Source organism: Polaribacter sp. KT 15 (genome assembly GCF_900143115.1).
Taxonomy (GTDB): Bacteria; Bacteroidota; Bacteroidia; order Flavobacteriales; family Flavobacteriaceae; genus Polaribacter; species Polaribacter marinaquae.
On sequence record NZ_LT670850.1, the window covers coordinates 2,741,936 to 2,761,229 of the forward strand.

17 protein-coding genes and 1 pseudogene are annotated in these 19,294 nt (G+C 28.5%); 10 read left to right on the forward strand and 8 right to left on the reverse strand.

Going from position 1 to position 19,294, the window contains the following annotated elements; all coding sequences use genetic code 11:
• The first annotated feature begins 138 nt into the window (after nucleotides 1-138).
• The 4 genes and pseudogenes from sucC (B5464_RS12180) (at nucleotide 139) to B5464_RS12195 (ending at nucleotide 3,528) form a co-directional block, all read left to right on the forward strand.
• Nucleotides 139-1,335 (forward strand): ADP-forming succinate--CoA ligase subunit beta, encoded by a 1,197-nt coding sequence (gene sucC / locus B5464_RS12180; protein ID WP_077808997.1) that lies wholly within the window; start codon nucleotides 139-141, stop codon nucleotides 1,333-1,335.
• Nucleotides 1,336-1,657: 322 nt separating this feature from the next.
• The gene (locus tag B5464_RS12185; protein ID WP_154066971.1) at nucleotides 1,658-2,563 is read left to right on the forward strand and encodes a hypothetical protein; all 906 of its coding nucleotides are present in this window, start codon (nucleotides 1,658-1,660) and stop codon (nucleotides 2,561-2,563) included.
• Between the two features lie 209 nt (nucleotides 2,564-2,772).
• A pseudogene (gene sucC / locus B5464_RS14525) lies at nucleotides 2,773-2,960 on the forward strand (succinate--CoA ligase subunit beta); the annotation flags it as partial.
• Between the two features lie 103 nt (nucleotides 2,961-3,063).
• Nucleotides 3,064-3,528: a hypothetical protein gene (locus tag B5464_RS12195; protein ID WP_079738586.1), complete on the forward strand. Its 465-nt coding sequence runs from the start codon at nucleotides 3,064-3,066 to the stop codon at nucleotides 3,526-3,528.
• Nucleotides 3,529-3,611: 83 nt separating this feature from the next.
• Here B5464_RS12195 and B5464_RS12200 read toward each other — a convergent pair whose 3' ends face one another.
• The 6 genes from B5464_RS12200 to B5464_RS12225 all read right to left on the reverse strand — a co-directional run bounded on the left by B5464_RS12200 (nucleotide 3,612) and on the right by B5464_RS12225 (nucleotide 12,253).
• The gene (locus B5464_RS12200) at nucleotides 3,612-4,841 is read right to left on the reverse strand and encodes an outer membrane beta-barrel protein (protein WP_079739023.1); all 1,230 of its coding nucleotides are present in this window, start codon (nucleotides 4,839-4,841) and stop codon (nucleotides 3,612-3,614) included.
• A gap of 30 nt (nucleotides 4,842-4,871) precedes the next feature.
• Nucleotides 4,872-6,860 carry an excinuclease ABC subunit UvrB gene (gene uvrB / locus B5464_RS12205; RefSeq protein ID WP_079738587.1) on the reverse strand — a complete coding sequence of 663 codons (1,989 nt, stop codon included), beginning with the start codon at nucleotides 6,858-6,860 and terminating at the stop codon, nucleotides 4,872-4,874.
• Nucleotides 6,861-6,890: 30 nt separating this feature from the next.
• Complete coding sequence (locus B5464_RS12210) at nucleotides 6,891-9,791, reverse strand: T9SS type B sorting domain-containing protein (protein WP_079738588.1); 2,901 nt, start codon at nucleotides 9,789-9,791, stop codon at nucleotides 6,891-6,893.
• 43 nt (nucleotides 9,792-9,834) lie between these two features.
• Nucleotides 9,835-10,680 carry an ABC transporter permease gene (locus B5464_RS12215; RefSeq protein ID WP_079738589.1) on the reverse strand — a complete coding sequence of 282 codons (846 nt, stop codon included), beginning with the start codon at nucleotides 10,678-10,680 and terminating at the stop codon, nucleotides 9,835-9,837.
• A gap of 58 nt (nucleotides 10,681-10,738) precedes the next feature.
• Nucleotides 10,739-11,638, reverse strand: a complete 900-nt coding sequence (locus B5464_RS12220) for an ABC transporter ATP-binding protein (RefSeq protein WP_077809004.1) — start codon at nucleotides 11,636-11,638, stop codon at nucleotides 10,739-10,741.
• Between the two features lie 123 nt (nucleotides 11,639-11,761).
• Nucleotides 11,762-12,253: a hypothetical protein gene (locus B5464_RS12225; RefSeq protein WP_079738590.1), complete on the reverse strand. Its 492-nt coding sequence runs from the start codon at nucleotides 12,251-12,253 to the stop codon at nucleotides 11,762-11,764.
• 71 nt (nucleotides 12,254-12,324) lie between these two features.
• Here B5464_RS12225 and B5464_RS12230 point away from each other — a divergent pair, with 71 nt between their 5' ends.
• Complete coding sequence (locus B5464_RS12230; RefSeq protein ID WP_079738591.1) at nucleotides 12,325-12,747, forward strand: PaaI family thioesterase; 423 nt, start codon at nucleotides 12,325-12,327, stop codon at nucleotides 12,745-12,747.
• Nucleotides 12,748-12,754: 7 nt separating this feature from the next.
• Complete coding sequence (locus B5464_RS12235) at nucleotides 12,755-13,822, forward strand: chorismate-binding protein (RefSeq protein ID WP_172830884.1); 1,068 nt, start codon at nucleotides 12,755-12,757, stop codon at nucleotides 13,820-13,822.
• Between the two features lie 175 nt (nucleotides 13,823-13,997).
• On the opposite strand, the gene B5464_RS12240 is transcribed toward B5464_RS12235, so the two are convergent.
• Both B5464_RS12240 and B5464_RS12245 read right to left on the reverse strand, forming a co-directional pair.
• The gene (locus B5464_RS12240) at nucleotides 13,998-14,366 is read right to left on the reverse strand and encodes a PUR family DNA/RNA-binding protein (RefSeq protein WP_079738592.1); all 369 of its coding nucleotides are present in this window, start codon (nucleotides 14,364-14,366) and stop codon (nucleotides 13,998-14,000) included.
• A gap of 77 nt (nucleotides 14,367-14,443) precedes the next feature.
• The gene (locus B5464_RS12245; RefSeq protein ID WP_079738593.1) at nucleotides 14,444-16,198 is read right to left on the reverse strand and encodes an ABC transporter ATP-binding protein; all 1,755 of its coding nucleotides are present in this window, start codon (nucleotides 16,196-16,198) and stop codon (nucleotides 14,444-14,446) included.
• 280 nt (nucleotides 16,199-16,478) lie between these two features.
• On the opposite strand from B5464_RS12245, the gene nusB reads away from it, so the two are divergent.
• The 4 genes from nusB to B5464_RS12265 all read left to right on the forward strand — a co-directional run bounded on the left by nusB (nucleotide 16,479) and on the right by B5464_RS12265 (nucleotide 19,294).
• A complete protein-coding gene (nusB, locus tag B5464_RS12250; RefSeq protein WP_079739025.1) occupies nucleotides 16,479-17,417 on the forward strand; it encodes a transcription antitermination factor NusB in 939 nt (312 codons plus the stop codon).
• Between the two features lie 50 nt (nucleotides 17,418-17,467).
• Nucleotides 17,468-17,929, forward strand: a complete 462-nt coding sequence (locus tag B5464_RS12255) for a DUF1573 domain-containing protein (protein WP_079738594.1) — start codon at nucleotides 17,468-17,470, stop codon at nucleotides 17,927-17,929.
• Between the two features lie 5 nt (nucleotides 17,930-17,934).
• Nucleotides 17,935-18,252 (forward strand): preprotein translocase subunit YajC, encoded by a 318-nt coding sequence (gene yajC / locus B5464_RS12260; protein ID WP_077809010.1) that lies wholly within the window; start codon nucleotides 17,935-17,937, stop codon nucleotides 18,250-18,252.
• 103 nt (nucleotides 18,253-18,355) lie between these two features.
• Nucleotides 18,356-19,294 carry a CdaR family protein gene (locus B5464_RS12265; RefSeq protein ID WP_079738595.1) on the forward strand — a complete coding sequence of 313 codons (939 nt, stop codon included), beginning with the start codon at nucleotides 18,356-18,358 and terminating at the stop codon, nucleotides 19,292-19,294.

A 19,294-nucleotide genomic window follows, 5' to 3' on the forward strand; every position in this document is an offset into this window, starting at 1 on the left:
GACTTTACTTTTTTAGAAGTGTTACAAATAAGAGGTGTTAAAAAAATCTTAAAGAAATATATAGATATTTTTTATTTAAAAGATTGCAGTTATAACCAATGAATTTGTATTTTTGTTTCTGTTAAAAACATTCACAAAATGAACTTACACGAATATCAAGGTAAAGAAATATTAAATAGTTTTGGAGTTAGAATTCAAAGAGGAATTGTTGCAAACACTCCAGCAGAAGCAGTAGCAGCTGCCAAAAAACTAACTGAAGACACAGGTACAGGTTGGCACGTAATTAAAGCACAAGTTCACGCAGGTGGTCGTGGTAAAGGTGGTGGTGTTAAGTTGGCAAAAAACTTAGACGAAGTTAAAAGTATTTCTGATGATATTTTAGGAATGATGTTAATTACGCCTCAAACGTCTGCAGAAGGTAAATTAGTTAACCAAGTTTTGGTTGCAGAAGACGTATATTATCCAGGTGATGAAGAGCCGGATGAATATTATATGTCTGTTTTATTAAACAGAGCAACAGGTAAAAACATGATTATGTATTCTACAGAAGGTGGAATGGATATAGAAACTGTTGCAGAAGAAACTCCGCACTTAATTTTTACAGAAGAAGTAGATCCATTATTAGGATTAATGCCTTTTCAAGCACGTAAAGTTGCTTTTAATTTAGGATTATCTGGTGTTGCATTTAAAGAAATGACAAAATTTGTTACAGCTTTATATACTGCTTACATCAAATCAGATTCTTCTATGTTTGAAATCAATCCTGTATTAAAAACATCTGATTCTAAAATTATGGCAGTAGATGCTAAAGTTTCTTTAGATGAAAATGCATTATATAGACATAAAGATTATGCAGCAATGCGTGATTTAAGAGAAGAAAATCCAATAGAAGTAGAAGCAAAAGCTGCTGGTTTAAATTATGTAGATTTAGACGGAAACGTTGGTTGTATGGTAAACGGAGCTGGTTTAGCAATGGGAACTATGGATTTAATTAAAGAATCTGGAGGTGAGCCTGCAAACTTTTTAGATGTTGGTGGTACTGCAGATGCTGCAAGAGTAGAAACTGCATTTGGTATCATCTTAAAAGATGAAAACGTAAAAGCAATTTTAGTAAATATTTTTGGTGGTATTGTACGTTGTGACAGAGTAGCACAAGGTGTTGTTGATGCTTACAAAAATATGGGAGATAAAATTACTGTGCCAATTATTTGTAGATTACAAGGTACAAATGCTAAAGAAGCAAAAGAATTAATTGACAATTCTGGTATGGAAATTATTTCTGCAACAGAATTTCAAGAAGCAGCTGATAAGGTTCAAGAAGTTTTAGAAGCTTAATTCTTAAAAAAAAATATATTTAGTTAAAACGTCTCAATTTTATTGAGACGTTTTTTTTTAGAGTAAATTATAAAATTCATAAATAGATTACTTCAATACTTTTATTAAAAATGATTAAATTAATAAAAAGTTATTTAAAGTGTTGATAAGTAGCTGTTTATGCGTTTTTTTTAATTCAAAAGATTACAAAAAAAATATATTTCATGTTAGTGCAGGATAGTTTGGTACTAGATGTAGATTATTTTCATCTTTTAACTAACCAAATTAATATAATATGAAAAATTCTAACATTAAAGTTAAAGCGCTAGCTTTAGCATTATCATTGGGAGTATTTACTTCTTGTGAGCAAGAGAATGAAAACATCTTCTTAGATGAAGAAAATTTAAAATTAGAAGAAGTTAATGAAGTAGACTTTCAAGCTCGTCAAGGTAGAGATTGTCAGACTAATGATTTAAATTTTGTTATACCGAATGTCTACTCAGATAAAAATGCTGGTATAAGTAAATTTGTTGATGATAGAAGTTGTTCCTATGATTATGGCCAATCGGGAAACTTTGGAGTTTATCAATTAAATAGCGGAAATAGAAATGGAAGTTTACAAACTAGGATAGAGCGAACTACAGGAACTATAGGTTATTCTAACGGAGCGTCTTTAACTGTTAGTGGTACAGTAAAAATCCTTAACTCAGGTATTAAGAATATGTCGAGCTCTCCTTATGCTCCTTCTGATATGAGAGATGAAAATGGAACTTATATTGCGCAGGTAAAAGGAAAACATACAGGTGGCGGTGGATCACCTGATCCAGCCATCATGTTATTTATTGCTAAACCAGCTAGATACAACAGAGGGTCTATTAATAATGGTGGTGCAGTTTGGCTTGATTCAAGTGGTTATCCTGGGATGTATCATATTTATGCTGAACTTATAAACAAAAGAGGAGGTTCTGGACCAAATGGGAGGAGATTAATATATATTACTAGTGTTTATAGAAATAGTGAATTTAGTTTTAATGTTACTTCTAGATTTACTTCCAATAATAATCATTATATAGATTATAATATTAATGGTTCTTCTAATTCTCATAAAATATCTAGACAAACTGTTAATGGTTATCCTTCAAATCCATTAGATACAAAAATAAGAATGGGTGCTTACAGATGTAAAGGAGGATATGCTGATATTAGATGGAAAAATAATTTATGGACTAACAAACCTAAAAATAGATAGTAACGAAAATATTTAATTATATTTGTTTACATCATAATATAAATTATTTTTACAATAACAACCACTCGCTCGAGTGGTTGTTTTGTTTTGTGTTTTTTTCTTTTAAATAGAGAAAAATGTTTTTAAACATATTTTTTTGAGTCTGAAATTTTACTCATTTTAAAATTAGGGTTACTTTATATGCTGCAAGAGCAGAAACTACATTCAGTATCTAACGTTGTGACAGAGAAGAACAGGTTATTGTTGATGCTTACAAAAATATGGAGATAAAATTACTTTTTCAATTATTTGTAGATTACAAGGTACAAATGCTAAAGAAGTAAAAGAATTAATTGACAATTCTGGTATGGAAATTATTTCTGCGACAGAATTTCAAGAAGCAGCTGATAAGGTCTAAGAAGTTTTAGAAGCTTAATTTTTAAAAAATATATTTAGTTAAAACGTCTCAATTTTATTGAGACGTTTTTTTTATTTCATATTTTAAATTGTATTTTTAAACTATGACATTTAAAATAAGATTTTTTGCTATTACAATGTTGCTGGTTTTTGCACAAACAGCAACATTACAAGCCAATGATTTATTTTTGAGGCATTCTAATTCTATAAGAGTTTTTCAGGATAATACAGTATTAATTAAAAAAATTAAAGCTAAAATTAATGCTTTAAGCAAAAGAAGAGATAAGCTAAAAAAACTAAAAAAGTGGTCTAATTCTCAAGAGAAAAAATATAATTTACAACTAAGTAAGCTTAATAAAAGTTTAAATAAGTTTGGAGAAGAATCTGAAATAACTTTAAATGTAGAGCAAATTGTTTCTAAGCTTCAAAAACAATTGAAGTATTTAAATAATGCAAGAGTTAATAGCGTTGCTAAAAATAAATTCACGCAAAAAGACGATTCTATTTATAAACTTAAAGCTGGCAAATTAATTGATAGTATTTTAAGGTTAAGAAGAAGTGTTGAGTAAAAAAACAAACAACATTTATTCCGGTTTTATAAAACTAAACAATAGTTACTACTGTTTAGTTTTATAAATAGATTTTTTGGGTATTAGAATAATGAATAACCTAAAATAAAGGATAATGTTTTGTATTCTGTACTTCTAGCAGTATAATTAGATAGTAAATCTCTATTAGATTGATATCTTAATTCCATGATATATTTATCTTTAAATTTATAACCAAAGCCTAATCCATAATTTAAATTGCTTTTTATTTCAAGAGGTGTATTAATTGTAGAATTATCTTGTCTTTTAGAAGTAATAGTTGATCCAGAACTATTATCAAAAATGATTGAAGCATTAACGTAAATCTTAGAATTTTCATTCAAGAAAAAATAATGTCTTAAACTAACAGGTAATTCAACAGAACTATAATCTACATTTGTTATTATTTTGCCGCCAGAAACACTATTAGAATCATTTGATACTTCATTTTCAAAACTTTGATATGTTGGCTCAATTGCTATTGCCCATTTATTTTTATTAAATGGTAGAATAAATTCTACTTCAAGTCCGAAACCAAATCCTAGTTTACCTCCAAAATCTACGTCATTATTTGAATTATTTGATGAAAATTTTGTAATCAAAGAAGAATAATTGACTCTTGGTCTGATATTTAAATTAAATAAATCTCTCTTAACTTTTTCGTTATAATTAATAGCAGGACTACTATTATTACAGTTATTGTATTCAATAAAATAGTCTATTAATTCTTTTTGTTCATACTTTAACTTTTCAATTTTATTCAATTTAAAACTTGAGCACTTAAGGTCTTTCCAAATTTGTTGTTTAAATCTATTATTTTCAGCTAGTCTACTTCCTACTTTATAGGTCTTATAAATTAGTAGTTCAATTTTTGAGTTATTTTTACTATAAAAATATCTTTTTAAATTTTTATTTAGATATTGGTATAATGTAGTTTCGCCTTCTACTAATACTTTTAAAAATAGTGTTTCCTTTTCTAGAATTGCTCTTTTATTCTTACTTAAGTTTTCAAGATTGTCACTAGATTTATCAATATCCACGGTACTTTTAACATATTTCGAAATGTTATTTATACTAAATTCTTTTATTGATTCTATTGTTAAGTTTTGAACTTCGCTATTTTCAGAAGTTTTGAAAACTATTTCGGTCGGATTGTTTCTCCAGTCTAAATTTTTAATTAAACCATTAATTTTTTGGTTATCATTATTTATGTAATATCCTTTCTCGAAAGTTATCTGAGAATAAGCACTAAAACTGATGATTGATAATAAAATAATTAAAACTTTTCCTTTCATTTTTATTTTTTTGGTAAACATAATAATTTTTTAAATACTTTCTTTCAAAGCTTTTATTTCATCACGTAATTTAGCAGCAACAATAAAATCTAAATTTTTAGCTGCCGCTTCCATTTCTTTTCTTTTATCTCGAATTCTTTTCTCTATTTCTTCTTTAGGTAGATACTGTAAATCTTGCTCTGCTGCAACTTGTTTTGCGTTGTCATAATGATAACTTGATACTGCAGATTTTGACAAAGTATCGTCTATTTTTTTATTTATTTGAGTAGGTGTAATGTTGTTTTTAGTATTGTATGCTATTTGTTTTTCTCTTCTTCTATTGGTTTCATCAATAGTTTTTTGCATACTTTTAGTGACTTTATCAGCATACATTATAGCCAAACCATTTACATTTCTTGCAGCTCTACCAACGGTTTGTGTTAACGATTTTACATTTCTTAAAAATCCTTCTTTATCTGCATCTAAAATAGCAACTAAAGAAACTTCTGGTAAATCTAATCCTTCTCTTAATAAGTTTACGCCAATAAGAACGTCAAATAACCCTTTACGAAGGTCTTGCATTATTTCAACACGTTCTAGAGTATCAACATCAGAATGAATATATCGACACCTAATACTAACTCTAGTTAGGTATTTTGTTAATTCTTCTGCCATTCTTTTGGTAAGAGTAGTAACCAAAGTACGTTCATCTTTTTCAACTCTTATTTGAATTTCTTCGATTAAATCATCAATTTGATTTAAACTTGGTCTTACTTCTATTGGTGGATCTAATAACCCGGTTGGCCTTATAATTTGTTCAACAAAAACTCCTTCTGTTTTTTGCAGTTCGTAATCTGCAGGTGTTGCAGATACAAATATTGTTTGATTTTGAATGGCTTCAAATTCTTCAAACTTTAAAGGTCTATTGTCCATCGCGGCAGGTAATCTAAATCCGTATTCAACTAAATTTTCTTTTCTACTTCTATCTCCGCCATACATTGCGTGAGTTTGCGGCACGGTAACATGGCTTTCATCAATCACCATTAAATAATCATTCGGAAAATAGTCTAAAAGACAGAAAGGTCTTGTTCCAGGTTCTCTACCATCTAAATATCTTGAGTAATTTTCGATACCAGAACAATATCCTAATTCTCGAATCATTTCTAAATCGAATTCTGTTCTTTCTTTTATTCGTTTAGCTTCTAGGTGTTTACCGATTTCATTGAAAAAATCTACCTGTTTCATCATGTCTTCTTGAATCTGATGAATTGCATTTTGTAAAACATCCGGAGAAGTAACAAATAAGTTTGCAGGATAAATACTTAATTCTTCAAAAGAGTTTATGACTGAATTGCTTTCTAAATCGAAAAGTTCTATTTCTTCAATTTCATCACCAAAAAAATGAATTCTATATCCGTTATCGCCGTAAGAAGGGTATATAGTTACAACGTCTCCTTTAACTTTAAATGTACCGCTTTTTATTTCGTGTTCTGTTCTAGAATATAAACTTTGTACTAATTGATGTAAAAATTTTGTTCTAGAAATTTGTTGACCTACTTGAATAGGAATAACATTCTTTTTAAATTCAGTTGGATTACCAATACCATATAAGCAAGATACAGAGGCAACTACCAAAACATCTCTTCTGCCAGAAAGTAGGGAAGAAGTGGTGCTTAATCTTAACCGTTCGATATCTTCATTTATAGATAAATCTTTTTCTATATAAGTTCCGGTTACCGGAATATATGCTTCTGGTTGATAATAATCATAGTAAGAAACAAAATACTCTACTGCATTGTCTGGAAAAAATTGTTTAAACTCAGAGTATAATTGTGCTGCTAAAGTTTTGTTATGAGCCAAAACCAAAGTAGGTTTTTTAACCTCTTTTACAACATTTGCAACTGTAAATGTTTTACCAGAACCTGTTACACCTAATAGCGTTTGAAATTTCTCGCCAGCATTAACACTTTCTGATAATTCTTTTATTGCTTGTGGTTGATCTCCGGTAGGAGAAAAGTTTGAAACTAATTTAAAATCCATGTTGTAAAAATACGGATACTAAATGAGAATTTATTTTCTTAATAACGAAAAGTGACCAGTTTGTTTTCTAATATTTCCGTTTACATCTTTTAGAACTGCGTTGTACCAATAATCATTTGTTGGTAAAAGCTTACCATTGTAAGTTCCGTTCCAACCATTTTCTGTTTTTAAGTCTATAATTTTAAGAACTTTACCAAATCTATCAAATATTTGTAAATCAACATCAGTATAGAAATTATTATCGATTCCAGAAATGCTCCAAGTATCATTAACGCCATCTCCATTTGGTGTAAAATGTCTCTGAAAATAAATAAATGAAATTTCATTTGTGTTTACAATTCCGCATTCATTTCTATCTCTAATGTAAATTTTATTAAGACCTGTTGGTACATTTGTAAAAGTATACGATAAATTAGTATCACCTTTTTTAAATTCGGTTAAAGAGTTGTTATTTAAGGCGTATTCATAATCGCCTAAACCTTCTACATTTATAGTAATACTATTGTTAAATCCTTTATCTTGATTATCAATGTATTTTATTGAAATGTTTTCTGCGATGCTAGATTCTAGAACAGAAAATGTTTTATAACCAGTAGTTTCTATATCATCTTCATTTCCAGGTTCGTTTTCATAAAACCTATTAATTATTACTTTGTAATCGCCACCTTTATTGATGGTTAAAGACGAATTTGTTTCATTAGGAATTTCTACAGAGTTTAAATACCATTTGTAACTATCTATAGAGTTACCAGTTTCTGAAACAATACTTTTAGTTTCTAAAACGGGAGAATTGTTTGGGAAATTTAAACATATAATATTGGGGTTAATTACATTTAATGGTTCTGGAAGCTTGTTAACAAACAGGCTAAATTCTGCAATACCTTCACAAGTATTTCCTTTAGAAATTCTTAAATAAATTCTTGTGTTATTTCCGTACCTGTTTACAGTGTAAGGTGCCGTTATTTCGTTAGTTTCTTTTGCTGCATCTTCTGAAGTTAAATAGTATTTAAATTGATATTCGCTTCTATTAAAAACACCAGATGAATTAGAAATTACCTTATCGATTTTCTCATCTAAATTAAAAGCGGCATCGTTAGAGCCTTCGCTATAATTTGTTAAATCTGTAGATGCGTTTATTTCTGCTTTGTAAATGTTTTTAAGTTGATTAAAGCCAGAAGTTGTTGGTGTAACTTTTAACTCTATTTGACCAAATACAGAACAACCAGTTGTATTATTAGTAACTTTTACTTTTAAAACATGTGAGCTTGTTATTGCAGCTTCTTTATTAACGTAGCCAACTTTATTACTTATTGGTGTATCATCTAATTCAAAAAACTCAACAGAAACATCAGTAGCGTTATTTGATAATTCGATTTCTTTTGTTTCTAAATTGAAAAAAGTTTTTCCGTCTAAAGAATTAGTGTCATAATCACATTGACTGTAAATTATTGAGTTGTTTATTGTAGGAATTGATTGAAATTCTACTTCTACAGAACTATTGTATGTTTTGTCATTACCACAACTATCTGTAGATTTAATTTCTAAATTATATTTTCCAGAGCCTAAATTAGTATTTGTAATTTCTAAACTTCTAGTGGTTACTAAAATTGATGGGTCTCCTTCTTTTGTCCATAGATACTTGTATGTGCCTAAAGAAACTTCTTCTAGTTCTGGCTCTAATTTTAAACTTTGATCAGCACAAACATTCTGTTTACTATTGCTTAAAACAATAGTAGGGTCGTTTACATCTACAATATCAACAGGTTTAAAAAAAGATTGTATAAAAGGAGGTAAGCCTTGGGTAGCTCTACCTGTGCCTAAGTCGACAGCTTCATTAATATAAATAACATCACTAGCATCGGCATCTGGATTTTCGATAACACCAAGAAAACGGGTTCCTGGTATAGAATTATAAATTTTTCCGTTAGGACCTAATTGTAAACCACTTCTGTAACCCGTTTGAGAGCTAATTAACACCTTAGTATCAGCTACATCTGTTTTTGTTAAGTCAAATTGGTAAATGTTGTTTTGTGAATTAAATGTAGATACATATAACTTATTAGATTGTTTAGAAAATTCTACTCCATAAGGAGCTCCTTCAGTATTCGGTTCTGTTAGTCTTTTTATATTTCTGCTTACTACCCCTGTATTAATATCAAAATCTAAAAGTACCAAGCTACCACCTCCAAATGAACCAAATCCTTCATTGTAATCTGCCATTGCAATTTTAGAGCCATCTGGAGATACTTTTAAGTAACCTCTTTTATCAGTTAAATTGTAAAAAACGCGACTAATTACAGGATTATTAATATTGACACCTGCACTCGTAATTTCATACGCAAAAAAATGATTTTCTACTACAGATAAAGCCCAGATAGAACCGCAGCTTCCTTGAACTGCAGTAACTTTTTCTGACCAAGAATAAGATAAGTCTTCACCAGTATAAGGGTTTGTATCTAAACTTACGGGGCCAGACGTAACTTCGCCTAAACCACCGTTTAAAGACAAGTCTATGGTGTAAAAGTTAAAACCAGGATTAACAGGGTATGATGTGTTACCAACAAAATTAGTACCAACTGTAAAAAGATAATAAATGTTTTTATTCGTTGGGTTTGGCACAAATAAAGCAGATTGCGTACTCGAAGGGTTTCCTTCTAAAGAAGTAGCTAGTCTACCATCAGAAAAAGTCATTATTTCATGATTCGAGTTGTAGAGAGTTATTCCGTCTGAATAAAATAATAAATCACCGTCTGAATTAGAAATTGATGAACATCCTTCATCTGTACTTAATTTACCATTGTTGAGAGCTTTTGGTTCTCCGCTACTAAAATCTAAACCTGCATTTTCTCCAAAATACCAAAAATTAGCTTCTTTTTGTGCGTAAAAGTTAAGAGCAAAAATTAATATAAAAAATGTAAATAAATTCCTCATTTGATGTAATTACTATGAATTCATCAAATATATTTAAAATGTACTACAAATCTCTCTTTTTTAACAGTGTAAAAGATAAATAAATAAAAATGAAAGTCCATACAGAAGCGATTACAACTGCAGAAAAATCAACAGTGTAACTTTTTGTAAAAGTTTCTCCTATTTGGTTTGCTACAGACCTAACAGCACCTAATCTAGTAAAAGGTTCTTTTATTAAATTTGCCATAGATTCGAAAGGTAAAAACTGCATTACGCTATCTACTTTTTCGCTTGTGTTTTCAGAATCTTTAAAAGTCCAGAATAAATATCCTTTAAACATGCTTTCTACAAATAACCAAACAACCATTGCTCCAACTGCAAATGCAGATCTTTTTACTAAAATTCCGAAGAATAAACCCATAGAAAAGAAGGCTACTAACTTGATAAAAAAGGCAAATAAATATTGTAAATCAGAAGTTATAATTGCCAATTCATTATAATCAGAATAAATTAAACCTAATACTAAAGAGACAAAGAATACGAATACAGTTGAAACAAAAGCAAAAACAATTACTGTATAAAATTTAGATAGTATAAATTCTTTTTTACTTAAACCATCAATTAAGTTTTGTTTTAAAGTTTTGTAACTGTACTCATTTGCCATCATAGACACAATAACTAAGAGTAAAAAGAACTTTAAAATTGCAGCAATGTAGGTGTTAAAATGCCAAATGTATGGGAAATTAAAAATTCCTATTTCTGCCAAATGAAATTTTATCGGACCAATATCAAACTTAATTGCAGCAATTAATGCAATGCAAGTTAAAAGGCCAAAATAGATAAGTGAAAGTACTTTACTAGCTTTATTATGTTTTAATTTATGAAACTCTATAGTTAATAATCTTAACATGATGTTTGGTGTTTTTTGAAAGTTGAAGAATGTTTTAAAACGCTGCTAAAACAATGAATTAGTTGTTGTTTGTTAAATCTAAAAATTGCTGTTCTAAACTTGGCTTACGTTTCACTAAATGACTTAAAGTTATTCCTTTTTCGAATAGAAAAGTATTTAATGTTGTTGCAGAAATAGCATCGTTTAAAGTAGCGATAATAGTTTCGTGCTCTTTTGTTACCTTATTTATAGAAGGATGATTTTCTAATTCTAAAAGTAATTTTGCTTCATCATCTTCAACTTTTAATTCAAATAAACCGTTAGAAGCGGTCATTTCATCAACTCTACCGCTGTAAAGTTTTACTCCTTTTCTTATTACAACAACATGCGAGCAAACTTTTTCTACTTCGTCAAGTAAGTGCGATGCTAATAAAATTGTTGTACCTGTACTAGCAATTTTATTGATTATTTGTCTAATTTCATGAATTCCTTGTGGATCTAAACCATTTGTTGGTTCGTCTAAAATTAAAATTTCTGGATCATTTAGCAAAGCAGATGCAATTGCTAAACGTTGTTTCATACCTAAAGAAAATGTTTTAAACTTGCTATTTCTTCTCTCGAAAAGATTTACAGTTTTAAGTTTTTCGTCTATTTTATCTGTTGAAATTCCTTTGATAGTACAAATCAATTTTAAGTTTTGTACAGCCGTCATGTAAGGGTAAAAATTAGGTCTCTCTATAATTGCACCAACTTTTTTTAAGGCTTCGTGTGTAGATAGTTTTCCGTCGAACCAAGAAAATTCTCCAGAAGTTCTATTAACTACATTTAAAATGATTCCTAAAGTGGTAGATTTTCCACTTCCGTTGGGACCTAAGATTCCGTATACATTTCCTTTTTTAATATCAAAAGAAAGATTGTTTACTGCATGTACGGTTCCGTATTTTTTATCGAGGTTTTTTAAAGATAAGATAGTTTCCAAAAAGTTGAATTTAGTCGGTTATGATAGTAAGACGACTAATTTACAATTTTGTTACTTAAAAAAAAGGTATTTATTTAAATTGCTTATTTTAAGTGATTTGAGATTTTTTTGAATAATAGGATATTAATATTCGTTGAAATCAAAATCATCAAAAGGATCAAAATCATCTTCATCTTCATCAAATTCTGAATCTAATTTTTCTGCCACAAATTCTTTTTCTGGTGCTTCTTTTGGTATTTCTCCTACCGATAATATAGTTTGTGGTAAATCTTGTTTTTCATCCGAAGAAATATCTACAACATCAACATAAAAAGTCCACATATTTAAAAAGTCGTAAACATAAATAAGCTTGTCATTAACATTAGGTAATGTTTCTTTTAAAACACATGTTTGCATCGAAATACCTTCACCGGCTTCTGCCATGTTAAATAACGGAATTTCTTCTCCTTGATTCCATTCGTCATCCGTTCTATAAAAAGACGCCATTTCTTGTCCTTCAAAACCAAAAGATTTTGCAATTGTAAAATGTAAATCTTCTAAATTAAAAGAATTACTTACAATTATTGTTCTTAAAATGTCTTCTTTAGTGTCTAAAATTACGCGTATTTTGTACATAGAATGGTTTAACTTTTCAGTTGCAAAAATACAATTTTTTATACGTATTTTTACATAATTAATAATAGATTATGGATAAAACAAGTATTTTAAAATCATTTAACGAGCGTTCTAAAAACACGTTAATGGAAACTCTTGATATTGAATATGTTGCTGTTGGAGACGATTTTTTAACAGCCAAAATGCCAGTAAACTCTAATGTACATCAACCTTATGGGCAGCTTCATGGTGGGGCAACTGCAGCGTTAGCAGAAAGTGTTGGTAGTGCAGCTTCTAACTTTTTTATTGATAATAAAACTCAGTTTATTAACGGAATTCAATTGTCTATAAATCATATAAAAAGTAAAAGAGAAGGTCTGGTTTATGCAACAGCTAAAAATATTCACAAAGGTAAAACGACACATCTTTGGGAAGTAAAAATTGTTGATGAAAACGATGCTTTAATTTCTGTTGCTAAAATGACAAACATAGTTCTAGATATTCGTAAAAAATAATTTCAATTTGAATAATTTACTCGATACAATTGCTAAACATTTTTCTAATAATTTGCCTTTTGTTGCATACAGAAAACCGAACAAAAGTTTTGTTACTGCTTTTTTGCTAAAAGATAATAGTTTAGAATTTACATCAGAATTTACAGAAAGTGGTTTTGTTTTTGCGCCTTATAAAAAAGAAGAAAAGGCAATTTTATTTTCTGATAAAAAAGCTTTAATTATTTCTGAAAACATAGATACTCAAGAAAAAACTTTAAGAGACGGTATAGCAACTAGTTTAGTTGATTCTGATAGGGACAAACACATAAATATTGTAGATAAAGCTGTAGAAACTATAAAAACTAGTAATTTACAAAAGGTTGTTATTTCTAGAGAAGAACTTGTGAAATTAAATCCTGTAAACATTTTAGAGATTTACAAAACATTGCTATCAACCTACAAAAATGCATTTGTTTATGTTTGGTTTCATCCAGAAATTGGTTTGTGGTTTGGTGCTACACCAGAAACGTTATTAAACTTAAAAGGCACTAATTTTAAAACAATGTCTTTAGCAGGCACTCAAGTAAATACCAACAAAAAAGACATAATTTGGAAGTCTAAAGAATTAGAAGAGCAGCAATTGGTAACTAATTTTATAGAAACACAATTACAACCAATTTCTAATAATTTAATTATTGATAAAACAGAAACAATTAACGCTGGAAGTCTTTTGCATTTAAGAACTAAAGTATCTGGAATTCTAAGCGAAAAATCTAATTTAAAAGAATTGATTAGAGCTTTACATCCAACACCTGCGGTTTGTGGCTTACCTCGAAATTTAGCTAGTAATTTTATAGATTCTAATGAAGGTTATAATAGAACATTTTATACAGGTTTTTTAGGAGAGTTAAACTTTAATGTTTCTAAAACAGCAATTCGAGAAACAGCTTTATTTGTTAACTTAAGATGCATGAAAATTAAAGAAAATACAGCTTATATTTATGTTGGTGGCGGAATTACAAAAGATAGTATCGCAGAAAAAGAGTGGGAGGAAACAGTTTCGAAATCTAAAACCATGAAACGTGTCTTAAACTAAAAATATAAATATAAAAAAACCGCAAATAGTAAATTTGCGGTTTTTTAATTTTTGTGTAAAATTTGAATTTGAATTTGAATTGAAATTGTATATAATGTAATAAGAGATTAATTACTCTTTATTTATTATCTATTTCTTTTGAGTTGTTAAATTTAAGCAAATTTTTTGAATAAACTTATATATCATCGAAAGAAATGTCTGTAAAACTTTCTGTAGAAGCAGTTTCTTCTGTAGTAGTTTTAGGCTCTTCTTTCTTAAAATCTTTCTGATGACGCTCACTAATTACTTCATCTCCTTTTTCATTTATAATATAATCCGTTGCTTTTTTTAGCATTTCATGAAAATCTGTAAAATCTTCTTTATATAAATAAATTTTATGCTTTTGGTAATGAAAAGTTCCGTCATCGTGAGTAAACTTTTTACTTTCTGTTACCGTTAAATAATAATCGTCTGCTTTTGTTGCTCTTACATCAAAAAAATACGTTCTTCTTCCTGCTCTTAATACCTGTGAAAAAATTTCTTCCTGTTCAACTCTCTCTGCCATGTTCTTTTAAATAGTAGTTATGTAGTTTATTATTAGTAACAAATCTAATAAAATATTTTACTTAGCAATGTTAAAGATTAATTTTCTTTTTCTAAAAGTTGTTGTTCGTATAAATCTTTATAATAGCCTTTTTCTGTTATTAATTGATTATGAGTACCTTGTTGACTGATTTTACCATCGTCTAATACAATTATTTTATCAGCATTTTTAGCAGAAGAAACTCTATGACTAATAATAAAAGTGGTTTTGTTTTTAGAAACTCTTTTTAAATTTGTTAGTATTTTTTCTTCAGTTTCTGTGTCTACTGCAGACAAACAATCATCAAAAATTAAAATTTTAGGATTCTTAATAATTGCTCTTGCAATAGAAACTCTTTGTTTTTGTCCTCCGGATAATGTTACACCTCTTTCTCCTAAAACAGTATCATACTTGTTCGGGAAATCGATAATATTTTTATGAACATCCGCATCTTTTGCAGCTTGTATAATTTGTTCTTCTGTTGCATCTTCTTTTCCGAATTTAATATTGTTACCAATACTTTCAGAAAACAAAAACGGATCTTGTGGCACAAAACCAATTTGATTTCTAACATCATTTAGGTTTGCTTGTTCAATTGGTTTATTATCAATTAAAATTAAACCTTCTTTTGTGTCGTATAATCTTGCAATAAGCTCTATAATTGTAGATTTTCCAGAACCGGTTTTACCTAAAATAGCGATTGTTTCACCAGGTTCTGCGATAAAATTAATATTTTTTAATGCCGTAATATTTGTGTCTTCATAGGTAAAGGTTACGTCTTTAAATTCTACTTTACCGTTTAAAACTGTTGGTTTTGTGTTATTATTCTCAATATCTGGCACTTGTTCTAAAAACTCGTTAATTCGAACTTGCGATGCTTCTGCTTGTTGTATCATAGAAGTTACCCAACCTATTACTGCAACAGGCCAAGTTAAAATATTTACATAAAGCATAAATTCTATAATTGTACCAATTTGAATTTCATCATTTATATATTGTTGCCCACCAATGTAAATAACAATAATATTGCTTAAACCAATAAGAAGTACCATTAACGGAAAAAAAAGTGCATTTGCTTGTTGTAAATGAATGTTTTTCTCTTTGCTTTTATCGGCAATTTCATCAAAATCTTTAATAATAGATTTTTCTATTCCGTAAGATTTCACGACACCAATTCCAGAGAAAAACTCTTGATTAAAAGTGGTTAATTTTGATAAATATTCTTGTACGATACTACTTCTTTTGTGAATTACTTTACTTAAAACGAAAATAGAAATAGATAAAACAGGAAAAGGTATTAATGTATACATGGTTAGTTTTACATCGATATTTATCATTTGAGTAAAACCAACAACCAGCAAAACAATCATATTCATGCTATACATTACTGCAGGACCAACGTACATTCTTACTTTAGAAACATCTTCAGAAATTCTATTCATTAAATCTCCTGTTCTATTTTTTTTGTAAAAATTTAAAGATAAGCGTTGGTATTGTTGATAGATTTCGTTTTTTAAATCGAACTCTATTAATCTAGAAGTTACAATAATGGTTTGTCTCATTAAAAAAGTAAAAAAACCAGCTAAAATTGCTACACCAATAATTATCAATACATTAATTAAAAGTTGATGTTTTACAAGTTCGATATCGGTAATTGTTCCGTTTTGATAATCTTCCACAATATTTAAAGAATCACCAACAATTTGCGGAACCTTAAGTGCAAGTAATTTAGATAAAATGGTAATTAAAATACCAATTAATAAACGCCATTTATACTTTATAAAGTACTTATTTATATATTTTAGAGCTTTCAATTTTTAATTTGAAGTTTTAGAGATAAAAATACTACTTATTACAATTGTATTTATTTAATTAATGTTAAAAGAAATACAAATAAGAAGTACTTTTTAATGAAGTACGAAGATACATTTTTATAAATAATTTACTGCTTTTTTTGCCTTTGGAATCTTGATATAATAAATTGAAAAAAGAAATTAAAATAGATGTGTATTTAGAAGTAAAATAATATTATTTTTGTGGCTCGTTAAAAACCAAAACCATCGTGTTTTATTTCATAAAAGTTCTTTAGAAAAAATGATTAACAGAAGACATATTCGAGTTAAAGTAATGCAATCTGTATACGCAATGTTGCAGTCTCATAATGATGACATTATTAGAGAAGAAAAATTCTTAAAACACAGTGTTTTAAAAATGTTTGATTTATATGTGTTAAACATGCAGCTATTAGTAGAAGTACAAAAATTAGCTGCAAAGAAAATTGCACTTTCTAAAAAGAAAATTCTTGCTACAGAAGCAGATTTAAAACCAAACACAAAATTTATTGATAATAAGGTAATTAATATTATTGCCGAAAGTGTAAGTGTAGAAGGATATTTAGAATTAAATAACCTAAAACATTGGGAAGACAACGATGAGTATGTAAAGATTATTTTCGAAGAACTTCAAAACAGCGATTTATATAAAAAATATATTGCTACAGAAGAAGATTCTTTTAAAATAGACAAAGCTTTTGTTATCGATTTCTTTAAAGAAATTATTGCACCAAATGAGAAGTTAGCAGAGTTTTACGAAGATGAAATGATTTCTTGGGTTGATGATATTCCTTTTGTAAATACTTGGGTTGTTAAAACTTTGAGTAAACAAAAAGCAAACGGATTATTTGTTTTAGGTTCTTTATATAAAGATAAAGATGACGAAGAGTTTGTGTCTAAGCTTTTTAGAAAAACAGTTTTAAAACAAGCAGAGTATAAGCAAATTATAGAGGATAAGACACCTAATTGGGAGTCTGATAGAATTGCAGAAATAGATATGATTCTTTTACAAATGTCTATTGCAGAGTTTTTTAACTTTCCGTCGATACCAACTAGAGTTTCAATTAACGAGTACATAGAAATTTCTAAAGACTATTCTACAACTAAAAGTAGTTATTTTATAAACGGAGTTTTAGATAAGATTTCTAAAGAGTTTATAGCAAATAACAAAATTGTTAAAATAGGTAGAGGACTTATTTAAAATATGTAAACACAAAATATTTTATTAATTTTACAAAAAATAGATTTACAATGAAAAAAATATCATTCTTATTCGCACTTTTAATAGCATCAACTTTTATGGTTTCTTGCGATAGCGGAAATGCAACAACAAAAATTAACAAAGCTAACTTAGATAATGCAAAATCTAGAGATGCAGAAATTAAAAAAGGAGTAGCTACAATTTCTTTAGACAAAAAAGAGTACGATTTTGGTACTGTAAACGAAGGAGATATTGTAGAAACTGTATTTAAAGTAACAAACTCTGGTAAAACAGATTTAGTTATTACAAACGCAACTGGTTCTTGTGGTTGTACGGTTCCTGTGTGGCCAAAAGCACCAATTAAGCCAGGAGAAACTGGTGAAGTTGCTGTTAAGTTTAACACAAATGGTAAACCAAACAGACAAATGAAAACTGTAACTTTAACTACAAACACAGAATCTGGTAGAGAAGTTTTAACATTAAGAGGTTCTGTTACACCTAAAGCTAAATAATTATAATGTTTAATTCAATTTTATTACAATTAGATTCTGGTAGTTTGGCTAGTATGTTACCATTTGCTGCAATGATTTTAGTCTTATATTTTTTTATGATAAGACCACAAATGAATCGTCAGAAAAAAGAAAAAGCTTTTCAAGCAGAAATTAAAACTGGTACAAAAGTGATTACTTCTAGTGGTATACACGGTAAAATTACAGATGTAAATAATACAGATAATACAATAACTATAGAAACAGGAGCAGGAAAAATTAAATTCGAACGTTCTGCAATTTCTATGGAATTAAGTAAAAAATACGCAGCACCTGCTAAAAAGTAATTTTGCTTAACAAATAATTTAAAGTGAGTATTGTCTAATTTAGATAATACTCACTTTTTTGTTTGTACGCTTTTGTGTAGATTGCAGTAACAAAAAATTTCTATTGAAAACAACAAAGAAAATACCCAAAACATTTATTAGTTTCCTTTTAGTTTCTTTACTAATTTGGCTTTTAATTACATTTTCTAAAGAGTACAATACATCTATTATTTTTCCGGTAGATTATAGTAATATTTCTCAAAATAAATTACTTCAAGCTACACCAACCAAAGAGTTAGAAGTTTTAGTAAAAGCAAATGGTTTTAAGATTCTTAGAACTAGGTTTAACGCAAAAATAATTGTTATTGATGCTAGCTCATTGATTAAAAAACAAGGCACCAAACATTTTTTACTTTTAAATAAGCAGCAAAAAAATATAGCGAAACAATTACCTTCTGGTATTGAATTGCAAGAAATTGTAAAAGACACAGTGTTTTTAGATGTTGGTAGTTTAGTTTCAAAGAAAATAGCCGTAAAACCCAATTTAAAATTAAATTTTCATGTTGGATATGATCTTTCTGAAGAAGTTAAAATTACGCCAGATAGTATTACTGTTTCTGGTCCAGAAATGCTGTTGTCAAAATTGAACAATGTAGAACTTGAACCTTTAGTTTTGCGAGACTTAAAAGTTGATTTTACCAAACAACTATCAATAAAACCCAAAGGAAATTACAAAAATTTAAAATTTAAAACCAATAAAATTACTGTTTCGGGAAAAGTAGAAAAATTTACCGAAGGGTCTTTAAATATTGAATATAAAATTATAAATGTACCAGAAGGAGTTGTAATAAATACGCTTTCTAAAGAAGTAGAATTTACATATGTTGTTGGTCTTTCTAGTTTTAATAAAATTAATAAAAATGTAATTAAAATAGAATGTGACTATAGCGAAACAACTGCAAGTAATTTAGGATATCTAATTCCTAAATTAGTGCATAAACCATCAGTAATTAAAGGTTACAAGATAACACCAAATAAAATAGATTTTTTAATTCAGAAATAA

What these genes read in the sequence shown, in the direction of transcription:
- sucC (WP_077808997.1), top strand. Translation starts at nt 139, where the DNA reads ATGAACTTACACGAATATCAAGGTAAAGAAATATTAAATAGTTTTGGA.
- B5464_RS12195 (WP_079738586.1), top strand. Translation starts at nt 3,064, where the DNA reads ATGACATTTAAAATAAGATTTTTTGCTATTACAATGTTGCTGGTTTTT.
- B5464_RS12200 (WP_079739023.1), bottom strand. Translation starts at nt 4,841, where the DNA reads ATGAAAGGAAAAGTTTTAATTATTTTATTATCAATCATCAGTTTTAGT.
- uvrB (WP_079738587.1), bottom strand. Translation starts at nt 6,860, where the DNA reads ATGGATTTTAAATTAGTTTCAAACTTTTCTCCTACCGGAGATCAACCA.
- B5464_RS12210 (WP_079738588.1), bottom strand. Translation starts at nt 9,791, where the DNA reads ATGAGGAATTTATTTACATTTTTTATATTAATTTTTGCTCTTAACTTT.
- B5464_RS12215 (WP_079738589.1), bottom strand. Translation starts at nt 10,680, where the DNA reads ATGTTAAGATTATTAACTATAGAGTTTCATAAATTAAAACATAATAAA.
- B5464_RS12225 (WP_079738590.1), bottom strand. Translation starts at nt 12,253, where the DNA reads ATGTACAAAATACGCGTAATTTTAGACACTAAAGAAGACATTTTAAGA.
- B5464_RS12230 (WP_079738591.1), top strand. Translation starts at nt 12,325, where the DNA reads ATGGATAAAACAAGTATTTTAAAATCATTTAACGAGCGTTCTAAAAAC.
- B5464_RS12240 (WP_079738592.1), bottom strand. Translation starts at nt 14,366, where the DNA reads ATGGCAGAGAGAGTTGAACAGGAAGAAATTTTTTCACAGGTATTAAGA.
- nusB (WP_079739025.1), top strand. Translation starts at nt 16,479, where the DNA reads ATGATTAACAGAAGACATATTCGAGTTAAAGTAATGCAATCTGTATAC.
- B5464_RS12255 (WP_079738594.1), top strand. Translation starts at nt 17,468, where the DNA reads ATGAAAAAAATATCATTCTTATTCGCACTTTTAATAGCATCAACTTTT.
- yajC (WP_077809010.1), top strand. Translation starts at nt 17,935, where the DNA reads ATGTTTAATTCAATTTTATTACAATTAGATTCTGGTAGTTTGGCTAGT.